The sequence below is a fragment of the Flavobacterium endophyticum genome, assembly GCF_003634455.1.
GTDB classification, from domain to species: Bacteria; Bacteroidota; Bacteroidia; order Flavobacteriales; family Flavobacteriaceae; genus Flavobacterium; species Flavobacterium endophyticum.
This window is the reverse complement of record NZ_RBLC01000002.1, coordinates 373,304-387,128: the sequence shown is the minus strand read 5'-3', so window position 1 is coordinate 387,128 and position 13,825 is coordinate 373,304. Positions and strand designations below refer to the sequence as shown.

At 44.3% G+C, this 13,825-nt stretch carries 8 protein-coding genes; all 8 read right to left on the bottom strand.

What is annotated here, in order from left to right; genetic code table 11:
• Positions 1-77: 77 nt before the first annotated feature.
• Positions 78-1,928 carry a monovalent cation:proton antiporter-2 (CPA2) family protein gene (locus CLV94_RS11315; RefSeq protein WP_121376590.1) on the bottom strand — a complete coding sequence of 617 codons (1,851 nt, stop codon included), beginning with the start codon at positions 1,926-1,928 and terminating at the stop codon, positions 78-80.
• Positions 1,929-2,051: 123 nt separating this feature from the next.
• Positions 2,052-3,467 carry an efflux transporter outer membrane subunit gene (locus CLV94_RS11310; RefSeq protein ID WP_121376589.1) on the bottom strand — a complete coding sequence of 472 codons (1,416 nt, stop codon included), beginning with the start codon at positions 3,465-3,467 and terminating at the stop codon, positions 2,052-2,054.
• Between the two features lie 3 nt (positions 3,468-3,470).
• A complete protein-coding gene (locus tag CLV94_RS11305) occupies positions 3,471-6,635 on the bottom strand; it encodes an efflux RND transporter permease subunit (protein ID WP_121376588.1) in 3,165 nt (1,054 codons plus the stop codon).
• A 10-nt stretch (positions 6,636-6,645) separates the two neighbouring features.
• The gene (locus tag CLV94_RS11300) at positions 6,646-7,788 is read right to left on the bottom strand and encodes an efflux RND transporter periplasmic adaptor subunit (protein WP_211331194.1); all 1,143 of its coding nucleotides are present in this window, start codon (positions 7,786-7,788) and stop codon (positions 6,646-6,648) included.
• A 439-nt stretch (positions 7,789-8,227) separates the two neighbouring features.
• Positions 8,228-8,830 carry a TetR/AcrR family transcriptional regulator gene (locus tag CLV94_RS11295; protein ID WP_121376587.1) on the bottom strand — a complete coding sequence of 201 codons (603 nt, stop codon included), beginning with the start codon at positions 8,828-8,830 and terminating at the stop codon, positions 8,228-8,230.
• Between the two features lie 184 nt (positions 8,831-9,014).
• Positions 9,015-9,782, bottom strand: a complete 768-nt coding sequence (locus CLV94_RS11290) for a glycoside hydrolase family 16 protein (protein WP_121376586.1) — start codon at positions 9,780-9,782, stop codon at positions 9,015-9,017.
• A 10-nt stretch (positions 9,783-9,792) separates the two neighbouring features.
• Positions 9,793-12,087: a beta-glucosidase BglX gene (gene bglX / locus CLV94_RS11285; protein ID WP_121376585.1), complete on the bottom strand. Its 2,295-nt coding sequence runs from the start codon at positions 12,085-12,087 to the stop codon at positions 9,793-9,795.
• An 87-nt stretch (positions 12,088-12,174) separates the two neighbouring features.
• Entirely contained in the window at positions 12,175-13,821 is a 1,647-nt protein-coding gene (locus tag CLV94_RS11280; RefSeq protein ID WP_121376584.1) for a glycoside hydrolase family 16 protein, read from the bottom strand.
• Between the last annotated feature and the right edge of the window lie 4 nt (positions 13,822-13,825).

Sequence of the window (13,825 nt, the reverse complement as noted above, 5' to 3'; positions counted from 1 at the left end):
AAAGAAGTTTCTAAAGACATGAAATGAATTTCTAATTTACTTATATAAAAAAGCCCCAAGGTTTCTTGGGGCTTTTTTTATGTGAGCATTGTTTTTTCTGCGTTTTCGAGGGACATGGCTTCTCGGTCGGCTAGGATGACGCGTTCGAGTTCTTCAATCTTTTCGCGGACGGCGCTAATGTATTCGTCTTGGTTGCGTATGCTGGCGAGGTACTTGAGCGTTTTTTCGTCGTGGGTAAAGAAGGTTTTTGCGGAACGGGTGGCTTCATAGCTGCTGTGTCCTAATAGCTTGAGCACGTCGATGCCGACACGCAGGCTGGTATCGAGGGTTTCTCTGTAGATGTGCATGATTCCGGCATTCATCTGATCGTAGGCATCGTCGCGGTTTTCGGAGCGCACTAGGATGTAGAGGTTCGGGAAGTGTTTTTTGACCATCTCGATCATCTCCATTCTTTTTTCGCGGTTTCCTATGGCAATGACGATGACTTGGGCTCTTCCGGCTCCGGCAATCTGAAGGAGGTCGTGGCGGGAGGCGTCTCCGTAATAGACCTTGAAGCCTAATTTTCGGAGGAGGTTGACATTGTCGCTGTTGTTGTCGAGTACGGTGGCTTGGATGTTGTTGGCGCGAAGGAAACGTCCGATCGTGTTTCCGAAATGTCCGTAGCCTGCAATGATGACGGGGTTGCTTTCATGGTCTACATCGCTTTCGTCTTCTTCTTCGCTGCCGGTCATCGAGCATTTGGATTTCATCAGTACTTTTTCATTGAACATCATCAGCAGGGGCGTAAAGGCCATACTAAGGGCTGTTACGGCCATCATGAGGTCTGTTATTTCTTTGCTGAGTATGTTTTCTTGCAGGGAGAAGCTTAACAGCACGAAGGCGAATTCGCCAATCTGGCTGAGTCCGAAACTGAAAATAAAGTTCTGTGAGTATCCGACCTTGAAAAATTTGCCTAGGGAATAGAGCACGGTAATCTTGATAGCCATGATGCCTGCTACTAATCCTATAATCTGGAGGGGCTTGGACAGGAGGAGCTCAAAGTCGATGGAGCTTCCTACGGATATGAAGAAGAGTCCTAAGAGGAGTCCTTTGAAAGGGTCGATGGCAATTTCGAGCTGGTGGCGGTATTCGCTGTTGGCGAGCATGACACCGGCCAAAAAGGCTCCTAGGGCAGGGCTGAGTCCGACGGAGGTCATCAGTACGGCAATGCCTACTACGACAAGGAGTGCCATTGCGGTAAACATTTCGTGCATTTTAGTCTTTGCCATGGCGTGGAAGATGGGACGAAGCAGGTATTTTCCGGATAGGACCACGAGGGTTACGGAGGAGAGTACCAAAAGGGCTTGTATCCATTTAGGGAAGGAGTCCATTAGTGTGACATGGGCCGCCACGGTATTGTTCTGTAGGGCTTTATTGGCCAAGAGGGGCAATATGGCGAGCATGGGAATGATGGCGATGTCTTGGAAAAGCAATACGGCAAAGGAGCTTCGTCCGGCTACGGTTTTCATCCAGCCTTTTTCGTCGAGGGTCTGCATTACGATGGCTGTTGAAGACATGGAGATAATCATTCCGAGCACGAGGGCTGTTTTCCAGTCGAATCCGAAGGCCAGGGCAATAGCGGTGAGTGTTATTGTGGTTCCTGCGACTTGTATGCCGCCCATTCCTGCTATTTTTTTTCGCATTCTCCAGAGGCGGTCGGGTTCTAGTTCTAGGCCTATGACGAAGAGCATCATGACAACGCCGAATTCGGCAAAGTGCATGATGTCTTGGCCTTCGGTACCGATGAGGCCCAAAAAGGCGGGTCCTATGATCACTCCGGCAAGCAGGTATCCTAAAACGGAACCGAGGCCGAGTCTTTTGGCAATGGGAACCATGATGACGGCTCCTGCCAGATAGATCATTGCTTGAAAGAAGAAAGTGTCCTGCATATAATTGATTTACTTTATAAAATTAAGCTATTTTAAAAAAGGTATTGGTTTTTAGAAATAAAAAAATCAACTGCCTGACGGGTAAATATCAGGCAATTGATTTAGGGAATTATGAATGGGCTGTTATTTCCAGCCGCCGCCTAGGGAGCGGTAAAGTTCAACGTCTGCCTCAAGGCTAGAGCGTTTTATGGATGCGAGGTCTAATTCGCTTTGCAGCAGATTGCCTTGTGCTACAATAACTTCTAGGTAGGTCGCCATGCCGTTTTTGAACAGCATGTCGGCGTTTTTCACGGCTTTTTGCAGCGTGGCTACACGGCCGGCAACTATGGCTTGTTGTTCTTTTAGTTTTTCGACTTTTACGAGCGCGTCTGAGACTTCGCCTACGGCTACGAGTACGGATTGTCTAAAGTTGATTACGGCTTTTTCTCTTTCTATTTTAGAGATTTCGTATTGGGCTTTTAGTCTTTTTCCGTTCAGCAGGGGCTGTGCAAGGCTTCCGGCCACGGTCCCGAAAAGGGAGGCTGGGGTGTTGAACCAGTTGCTGGCTTCGAAAGAGGTGAGTCCTCCGGCGGCGGTAATGTTCAGGGTCGGATAGAGGCTGGCTTTTGCGATTCCTACTTTTGCGTTGGCGGCTTTTAGGGCCAGCTCGGCATTCTTAACGTCGGGTCTTCTGCTTACTAAAGAGGAGGGAATACCTGCGGCTGCATTTTCTTTTAGGGCAATGGCGCCTAGCGTGGTTTTTCTTTCTTTGGCACTCGGGAAGGTTCCGGTGATCGTGCTCAGGGCATTTTCTTGAATAGCGATGTTTTGCTCTAGTTCAGGAATTAGCTGTGCGGCTACTGATTGTTGTGCTTCTGCTTGTTGTTTTGCCAATGAGGTTACTTGCCCGGATTCGTACTGCAGGTTGATGACAAACAGGGTACTGTCGTTCAGGGTGAGGTTCTTTTTGGCAATTTCTAATTGGGCGTCGAGCATCAGAAGGTTGTAAAATCCTTTGGAAACATTGGCTACGATGGTGGTCTGCAGGGCTTTTTTGGCTTCTGCGGACTGTAGGTATTCTGCCAAGGCGCTTCGTTTTTGGTTGCGGATCTTGCCCCAGATGTCGGCTTCCCATGATAGGTTCAACGCGGCATTGTAGTCTTCGACGTGCTTTCTTCTTAGGAAAGTGCTGGTGCTTAATCCGTTCAGGCTGTTGTCTGACAGACGGGTGGATGTGGCAGTGGCTTGGAAGTTTACTTTGGGTACGTTGCCCCATTTGGACTGTGTCAATTGCCATTGCGCGGCTTCGATATTTTTTTGGGCTACCAGCAGGTCGTTGTTCCTCACGATGGCGCTGTCGATCAGCTTTTGCAGGGAGGGTTCTGTGAAGAATTCTTTCCAGCTTTGGTCGGCAATGCTCGTGGTGTCTGTAGAAGTGGTATTTCTAAAGTTTTCTGGCAGGGCGTCTTTTGGAGTCTCGACGTCTTTCGAGACTTTACATGCTGTAAGGGTGGTAAGCAGTACCAAGACAGCGACATATTTATTGATGTACTTTTTCATTTTTTATTTTTCTTCGTTATGGATTACGGCAATTGGTTTTCCACTAACTTTTTCTTGTAAATATTGGAATATTATGAATAATACCGGGATGATAAACAGTCCTAGGATTACTCCTGATAGCATACCTCCTGCAGCACCAATACTGATGGAGTGGTTACCTTGGGCAGATGGTCCTGTGGCACTCATCATCGGAATCAGTCCTACGACGAAGGCTAGCGAGGTCATGATAATTGGTCGCAGACGTAGCTTGGCTGCGTCGATGGATGCTTTGCCTAGCGCTTGGCCTGATCTTCGTTTTTGTACTGCAAATTCTACGATCAGGATGGCATTCTTGGCGAGCAGTCCGATAAGCATGACGAGCGCTACTTGTACGTAAATGTTATTTTGGATGCCTGTCAAACCGATGGCTGCAAATACTCCAAAGATTCCGGTTGGGATAGAAAGGATTACTGCTAACGGCAGGATATAGCTTTCGTATTGTGCTGCAAGTAGGAAATAGATGAATACCAAGCACAATAGGAAAATCGTTGTTGATTGTCCTCCAGAAGAAATCTCTTCACGGGTTTGTCCTGAAAATTCATAGCTGTATCCGGCTGGCAATTGTTGTGCCGCTACTTCTTCGATTGCTTTGATGGCGTCTCCGGAGCTGAAACCTGGTTTTGGAATGGCGTTGATTGAAATGGAGTTGAACAGGTTGTATCGTGAAGCGGTTTCGGAACCGTAAATACGGGTTAGTTTTACTAGGGTATTTATCGGAACCATTTCGCCATTTTTGTTTTTTACGAATACGCGATCAATGGTCGATGGGTCTGCTCTGTCGGCAATATCTGCTTGGACTACTACTCGGTAGTATTTTCCGAATCTGTTGAAATCGGAGGCTTGGGCACTACCAAAATAGGCTTGCATGGTTTGCAATATGTCTTTTACTTTTACGCCTAATTGGTCTGCTTTTTCATCGTTGATGTCTAATTGCAATTGTGGATAATCGGCTTTAAAAGAGGTGAAGGCTACTGCAATTTCTGGGCGTTTCATTAGTTCTCCGATAAAGTTTTGCGAGATGCCGCTAAATTTATCGAGCTTGCCGCCTGTTTTGTCTTGCAATACTACATCTAGGGCTTCTACGTTACTGAACCCAGGTACGGTTGGGAAACTGAATACGAAGAAACTTCCTCCTGAGATGGCGCCTAATTTGCCTTGAACCTGACCCATTATTTCGTCTATATTTTTAACGTCTCCACGTTCTTCATTTGGTTTCAGCAATACGAAAACAACTGCTGAAGAGGGGCTTGTAGAGTTTGTCAATAGGTTGAAACCTGAGATTGCGGTTACAAATCGTGATGATTCTAAGCCTTTTAGCATGTTTTCGGCTTCTGTCATTACTTTTTGGGTTCCGTCAAGGGATGTTCCTGAAGGGGTGTTTACTGCAATGGCGATAAATCCTTGGTCTTCTGTTGGGATAAATCCTGTTGGAGTTCTGTTGACCATAATGACTGTTGCAACGGTAATCACTGCTAAACCGCCTAAACTTACCCATTTGTGACGGATTAGGAATTTAAGTCCGCCTACATAACGATTGGTTAAAGAGTTAAAGCTAGTATTGAATGCGTTGAAGAATTTTTGCTTGAATCCTGGTTTGGCATATGGTTCGTCTCCGTCGTGTGCTGTATGGTTTTCTTTTAAGAATAGGGCAGCAAGGGCAGGGCTTAATGTCAAGGCGTTTATTGCCGAGATTACGATGGCGATTGCCATGGTAAAGGCAAACTGACGGTAGAATACTCCTGTGGAGCCTTCCATGAAACCTACGGGTAGGAATACGGCGGCCATTACTAGGGTAATCGAGATAATAGCGCCTGTAATTTCGTGCATGGCTTCGTGTGTTGCTACTTTTGGAGACAGGTGTTTGTGTTCCATCTTGGCATGCACGGCCTCGACGACGACAATGGCATCATCGACCACGATACCGATCGCTAGGATTAAAGCGAAAAGTGTCAATAGGTTGATGGAGAATCCAAATAGCTGCATGAAGAAGAATGTTCCTAAAATGGCTACTGGTACTGCAATTGCTGGAATCAGGGTTGATCTAAAGTCTTGAAGGAAAAGGAAAACTACAATAAATACGAGTATAAATGCTTCTAATAGGGTGTGTTCAACTTGTTCAATTGATTGGTCTAATGATACTTTTGTACTGTAAAATATGTTGTGTTTTATTTCTTTTGGGAAATCTTTGGATGCTTTGACCATCAATTTGTTGATGGCTACCTGAATGTCGTTTGAGTTGGAACCTGCTAATTGGATGATACCGATTACGACTCCTTTGTTTCCGTTTAAACGGGTCAAACTGTTGTAGGAATAGGCGCCAAGCTCTACTCTGGCCACGTCTTTTAGGCGAAGGATAGAACCGTCGGCATTGGAACGGATCGCAATGTTTTGGTAGTCTTCTGGCTTGGTTAGTTTTCCTTTGTATTTGATAACGTATTCGAAAACTTCTTTGCTTCGTTCTCCAAATTTACCTGGTGCGGCTTCTAAGCTTTTGTCTTGAATCGCAGCCATTACTTCGGTTGGCGTTACGTTGTAGGTTGCCATTTGTGTTGGGTTTAACCAAACACGCATGGAATAGTCTTTTGTACCTCCAAAGATGGAAGCGGAACCGACTCCAGGAATACGCTTGATTTCTGGAATGATGTTGATTTGCGCATAGTTGGCAACAAAGGTTTGGTCGTATTTGGCTTCGTCTTCGGTATACATACCGATGGCCATGATAAAACTGTTTTGTTGTTTTGCGGTAATAACGCCTTGTTGTACTACTTCTGCTGGCAGCTGGCTCGTGGCTTGTGCTACTCTGTTCTGTACGTTAACGGCTGCTTGGTCGGCATCGGTACCTAGTTTAAAGAAAACGGTAATGGCTAGGGTACCGTCGTTACTGGCAGTCGAGCTCATGTATGTCATGTTTTCGACACCGTTGATGGATTCTTCTAGCGATGGTGCTACCGAACGCAAAACGGTTTCGGCATTGGCTCCAGGATAGACTGCGGTTACCAATACGGATGGGGGCGCAATGTCTGGAAACTGTTGTAGGGGCAATTTTGTAAGTCCTAGTACGCCTAATATCACCAATAAAATGGATATAACTGTGGCTAATACAGGTCTCTGTATGAATATTTTGAACATTTTCGTGAAATTATTTTTTGTTAATTACTTGAGCAATCTTAGTGGATTTTTCAGGTTGGATTGCCTGGCCTTCTTGAAGTTTGTCGATACCGCTTAATACGATTTGATCGCCTGATTTTACGCCATCTTTGATAAGGTAGTTTGTACCGCTTTTGCCTATGATTGTAATTGGTGCTTTGGTTACTTTGTTTTCTTTGTTTACGGTAAACACGAAAACTTTATCTTGCATTTCAATGGTTGCGGATTGCGGTACTAGGATGGCATCGTTGTGTTTGATTCCTAAACGGACTCTTCCTGTGTTTCCAGAACGTAAGGTTCCGTTTGCATTAGGGAAGGTGGCACGAAGCGTGATGGCTCCTGTGTTTTTGTCGAATTGGCCGTCTACCATATCAATTTTTCCGGTTTGAGCATAGGCGTTGTTGTCTGCTAATATTAGGGAAACTGGCGGCAGAGTTTTGATCTTGTCATTGATGGTGTTTCCTGAGTATTGTGCTTTGAAGTTGATGAAATCTGTTTCTCCAAGTGAGAAATAGGCATAGACTTCGTGTACGTCAGAAAGTTTTGTCAAAGGCTCGATATCGGCCGGCGAAACTAGGCTTCCTTGTTTTTTTGGAAGTCTTCCGATGTAACCGCTAACTGGGGCAGTGATTGTAGTATAGCCTAAGTTGATTTTTGCTGAACCTACCATTGCTTTTGCTTGGTCTAAATTGGCTGAAGCGATTCTGTGTGATGCTTTAGCTGTTTTTAATTGGTATTCTGAAACGACTTTGTTTTGAACTAATGGTGTTAGTTTGTCAATTTCTAATTGGGCATTGATCAAAGCGGCTTCGGCTCCGTGAAGACTAGCAAGGGCGTTGTTTAGTTGCTCGCGATACGGCTGCTCGTTTATTTTGAATAGGGGCTGTCCTTTAGAAACGAAAGCGCCTTCGTCTACGAATATCTTTTCTAGGTTACCGCTTACTTGTGGACGGATTTCTACGTCAACGGTTCCTTGGATAGAAGCTGGATATTCTGAATCTGTGGTTGCGTTTTCGCTTTGGATGGCGTATACTGGCAATGTTGGAGCAGGAACTGCGGCTTGTTGCGCGGCTTTATCGGAGCATCCTATTAGTACAACAGCGAGTACTAGGCTGGTTAGAATTATATTTTTCATTTTTTTTTGACTTTTGAATTTGTTGAACATTTTGATTGATTCTTGGTTTTTGTTGCGATACATTTTTGTAAGTGATTTAAATAGGACCGGCTATTTTAGAAGCTGGTGTTTTTACTTTCTTTTTGTTTTATAAACCATTTTATATCATTTTTGTGAAGTGTTTCTTCTGGGAAACAGGATCACGACTACGAACCCGCTACATTGTCATAAGTATTAGTTTGTTCTTAATCATTGTAAAAAATTATAATTAAACCTTATTAAATTATCTAACATCGTTAAGTGATAAGACGAAAAAATGTATAGATTTGTTGGCTTATCTATTTGTTATAGATTAGCATTAAATTATTTATCACTGTTAAGTATCGGGTTAAAAAAAAGGGTGATACTTTATGTTATTGTTATTAAATCATTTATCAGCGTTAAGTAAAAGTCAAAAAAATTAGGCTTCTACTACTTGAATTGATTTAATGATTCCTCCGATTGCATCCTTAAGTATCTGGTTATTGATACTTGATGCCAGCCCATTGCCTACAATATTGATTGAAATCAGTCCGTGGATTACTGAGAAAAAAGTGAAATACTTTTGTTTTATGACATCGTCTGTCGGCTTTTGTCCTTTCATCAATTCGGCAATTGCTTCCGTAAATAGTTTGAAAGGGACTTCTGCTTCTGGAACGCGTTGCATACAGCAGGTCATTTCGACACCAAACATTACCTGATAGAGTTCTTTGTCTTCGAAAGCAAAATTCCAATACGCCATCCACATTTCTTCTAGCTGTTCGGCCGGATCTGCTGATATGGTTTTTGCTTTTTCAAGATTTGTTGACAGGCACACGAACCCTTTTTTGGTGAGTTCATGTAGTATGGCTTCTTTGTTTGAAAAGTATTCGTAAATGATTGGGGCGGTATATTCGATGCGGTCTGCGATTTTTCGCATGCTCAAACCTTGCCATCCTTCTTCCTTCACAATATAATAGGCAGCATCCAGGATGTTATGCCTGGTCTCTTCTTTTTGTCTTAAAATTCGATCTTTGCTTGCCATTTTTTGTATAGTATTAAATTGTTTAACACCGTTAAGCAAAATTACAGCTTTTTTATAATACGAACCAAATGCATCATCAAATTTTCTTATGGAACTATAAAGAGTATAGAATTTCTATATAAAAAAACAATCGCAGGAAACGAATTCCCTGCGATTGCTACTAACTCAAAACCTGAACAAAAAATTATTTGTTCGAATATACTCGAACATAATCGATGATAAATTCTTGTGGAAAGATGGAATCGTCTACTTCTGGACCGCCAAAGTTTCCTCCAACGGCTACATTTAGGATAAAATAGAAGGGTTGGTTGAACGGCCAAACGTCTTCGGTCTTGTCTTTTGGATTGAAAGTAAAGACGAGGGTGCCGTCTACATAAAAATCCATTTTTTCTTTGGTCCAATCTACGCCGTAGGTATGGAAGCCTTCTTCGATATTCTCGAATTTGGTCTTGTGCGAACTGGCTTTGTCGCCGTGATTGGCTTGTGTATGGAGTGTCGTGAACACCATATCGGGTTCTTTTCCGATGTATTCTAGGATATCAATCTCGCCGCTTTTTGGCCATCCGACTTGTTTGATATTGGAGCCTAACATCCAAAATGCTGGCCAGATTCCTTGTCCAACGGGAAGTTTGGCGCGTGTTTCCATATAGCCGTATTTGAATTCTTTTTTTCCGGCCGTGGTGATGCGGGTAGAGGTGTATTTATTGCCGTCTTTTTTTACGGTAATGATCAGCTTGCCATCAACCAGCTTATGGTTTTCGGTGGTATAGATCTGGCGTTCGTTGTTTCCCCAGCCGCAGATGTTCGGGCAGCCGTCGCCTAGCTCATAATTCCACGTTTTTTCGTTTAGTTTATTGCCGTCAAAGCTTTCTTCCCAAAGGAGCTTTCCTTTTTTGACCTGTCCGAAAACGGAACAGCTTGTAAGCAGTAGTAGGATTGCAGTTTTTTTCATACGTCTTTTTTTAGTTGGAATAGTTAAAGTCTGCCTGAAGGGTTGCTGTAGAACTGCCACCGACAAATAGCTGGAAATCTCCGGCTTCTGCTTCCCAGATCTTGTTGGCAGAATAGAACTCGATGGTTTTTTCGTCGATTGTAAAGGAAACGGTTTTTGTCTGTCCGGCTTTTATTTCGGCCAGTTCAAAGCCTTTTAATTCTCTTACCGGGCGCGTTACGCTAGCGACCAAATCTCGGATGTATAATTGCACGACTTCTTTACCATCAACACTGCTGGTGTTTTTTACGTCTACAGTGACTTTAATTTTTCCGTTTTTCTGTAATGATTTGGTATCGAGCTTTAGGTTGGAATATTCAAAAGTTGAATAGCTCAGTCCATGTCCGAAAGGGTATAGGGGCGTATTTTCGATGTCGGTATAATGCGACCAGAAAACGCTTTCCGGATTGTCTGTCGAAGGTCTTCCTGTATTCTTGTAGTTGTAATAGATTGGCACTTGTCCTACATTTCTAGGGAAAGTCATCGGCAGCTTGCCGCTAGGGTTGTAATCTCCGTATAGGACTTGTGCAATGGCGTGTCCGCTTTGGGTTCCTAAATGCCAGGCCTCGACAATAGCGGGAATGTTTTTTGCTGCCCACGGAATGGCTAATGGACGTCCGTTTTGCAAGACGAGCACTATATTTGGATTGGCTTTGTATACGGCTTCGAGGAGTTCTTGTTGTACGCCAGGGAGCGTGATATCGCTTCGGCTTCTTCCTTCGCCGGTCTGCAGTCCGTGTTCGCCTAGTACCATAATGACTACATCGGCTTGTTTTGCGGCCGCGATGGCTTTGTCAAAACTGCTCTTGTCGGTCGTATTTATTTTTGTTTCTACCATAAATCTAGGTTCTCCTAGAGCTACATCGGCACCTTTTTCATAGGTAATCTGGTTTCCTTTGTAGGCTGCCATACCTTCCAGAAAGGAAATAGCGGTATTGTCGTCGGCACCAATTCTCCAGCTTCCTAACGGGCTGGTCTTGTCGTTGGCTAGGGCTCCGATTACGGCGATTTTCTGTCCTGATTTTTTAAGCGGCAGGAGCTTGTTTTCGTTTTTCAGAAGTACGATAGATTTTTTTGCCATGTCTAAAACACCGTCTTGAAATTCTTTTTTCCCGATGTTTTGCTTTTCGCGGTTTTCGTCGCAGTATTTATAGGGATTTTCAAAAAGGCCTAATTCAAATTTTACTTTTAGGATTCTTCGTACGGCATCGTTGATTTTGTCTTCGGAAACTTTGCCTTCTTTTACTAGTGTTACAAGGTGGTTTAGGTAGCCGTAAGATTCCATGTCCATGTCAGAGCCTGCATTTGCGGCTTTCATAGCGGCATCCTTCATATCTTTGGCATAGCCATGAGCAATCATTTCGCCCATAGAGCCCCAATCGGAAACGACGAAGCCGTCGAATTTCCATTCGCCTTTGAGCAGGTTTCTTTGAAGGTAGGCGTTTCCAGTAGCAGGAATTCCTTCTAATTCGTTAAAAGAGTTCATGAAAGTGAGCACGCCTGCATCGACTGTAGCTTTGAAAGGAGGAAGGATGATATTGTGCAAAGTGTTGTCGCTGATATCGACTGTGTTGTAATCGCGTCCGGATTCGGCAAAACCGTATCCTGCAAAGTGTTTGGTGCAGGCTGCAATGTGAAATTCATCGAGCTTGTCGCCTTGAAATCCTTTGACTCTTGCGATAGCGATTTGGCTTCCTAGGTAGGGGTCTTCGCCAGCGCCTTCCATCACGCGTCCCCAGCGGGCATCTCTGGAGATATCTACCATTGGGGCAAATGTCCAGTTCAATCCGGAGACGGCGGCTTCGGCTGCGGCAATTTCTGCTGATTTTTTCATGGCTTCGAGATCCCATGAAGCGGCTTCTGCCAAGGGGATAGGGCTGACTGTCTTATAGCCGTGAACGACATCGAATCCGAAGATAAGCGGAATTCCTAGTCGGGTTTCTTCTACGGCAATTTTTTGCAGCGCTCGTACGTCTTTAACACCGCGGACATTCAGCATGGAGCCTACTAATCCTTTTTTTAGGTTTTCGTATTTTTTTGCAGCTTGTCCGTCTTTAGGAACGGGACCGGTAACATCCCAAAAGCCGTTGTATTGGTTCATCTGGCCCACTTTTTCTTCTAGGGTCATCAGCTTTAATACGGAATCTACTTTTCGGTCTATGGGAAGCTTGTCTTTTCCTGCGAAATTGCTTTGTCTGGAACTGCTGCATCCGATGGCAAAAACCAACGCGGCGGCAACTCCGTATCGTATCGTAGTATATTTCATTCTTGCTGTTTCGAAATTTTATAAAAAGCCAATAATCAAGAAGGCTAGCCAGGCTAGCCTCCTTAATTAGAAGCGAAAGAGTTGGATTTATTGGTAGACTCTTACGTAATCAATTTCCATTGCGGACTGCGTGAATCCAGGTGCTACTGTTCCTCCGAACGTTCCACCCATGGCCACATTCAATATCAAGAAGAAATTGCTATTGTATGGTGTAGAAGGGGAGTTTACATAGGAATGGAAAGCAGGCTGGTCGTCTATATAAAACTTGATCGATGTAGGGCTCCAAATGGCTTTGTAGACATGGAATTCTGACGAGACATTGCTGGCTGTCGTGGTTCCGCTGTCTGCATTTCCGCCTGAACGGCCAGGATAGTGGAGTGTTCCGTGAATGGTATTCGGTTCGTTGCCTTTGTGTTCCATGATATCAATTTCGCCGCAGGCTGGCCAAGGGTTTGTGGCGTAGTTTTCTCCTAATGCCCATATCGCAGGCCATGTTCCGCCGCCAGATGGCAGCTTGGCTTTTACTTCAATCTTGCCGTATTTGAATTCGAATTTGTTTTCTGTAACCAAACGGGCAGAGGTATAGTTGGAACCAGAGAAGCTTTCTGCTTTTGCAATGATTTTTAATACGCCGTTTTGAACAATCGCATTGTCGGCTCTGTCGGTATAGTGTTGCAACTCGCTGTTGCCCCATCCGCCAGCGCCAAGATTGTATGACCATTTTGTAGGATCTGGAGCGCCGTCTACTTCAAATTCATCATTCCATATCATGTTGGTATAGTCAGGCTCATTGCCTCCTTGAACAGGCGGCTGGTTGCTGAAGGTATGGTACCATGCCAAAGCAGGATTGCCACCCATTACAGCTCTTACCACAAGCTTGCTGTCTGTAAGTTCTAAAATTTCGTAAGTGCTTTGTCCGATATAGTAGCCCATAAAGCCATTGTCTGAAAAGGTCATAGCGGTACCACGTTTTTTGTCTGCTGGTACTAAGGATTCGCTAGGGCTCAAGGCTACTGTCTTAACGCCGCTTGTATTGTAGTTCAAGCAAAGGTCAGAGCTTCCTGAACCGCCGCCTACACCTAAGAATGCTGAATTGAAGAATGTTTTTCCTCCATTGTCTAATTCAAATTTCAATACGCCGTTTTCTACGAAAAATTTCAGTTCGTTGTCGTAAAGGCAGCTGCTGTCTGGCGATCCTGCTTTTTCGAATGGAGTCGCTGCATAGTAGTTAGGGTAGAAGTTTTTGGTGACGTCGCCGTCGTTTTGTCCTACGCCTAAATGCCCTGGCTGTGCTGCTGCCCAATACCATGTTTTGGAGCTTCCGTTGGTAAGCAGTGTTATGGCTTCTGGATCGGAGAAGTTACTGAAAACGGTTACTTCAAATGAAGTGTTGCTGGCTGTTCCGCCTTTTCCAAACGCAATGACGGTTACGATATAGGTGTTTACGCCATTTTTGGTAAAGGTTTTTGTATACACGCCTCCTGGGGCATTTTGGGAAGTGGCATCGCTGAACAGGTATTTGAAGTTTACTGCATTTTCGGCAGTTGCTTTCAATATCACTTTTCCTGAACCGTCGCCGTCGGGATGTTCTGCATCTTTGCCGACAATTTCATATTCCAATTGGATGTTCTTTGGGGCATCGAGATTGCCAAAGGTCTTATCGTCTTCTTGGCAGCTGCTGACCATGAATAGGAGCAGGGCTAGTTTTCCGAAGTTTTTTAGTATGTTTTTCATCACT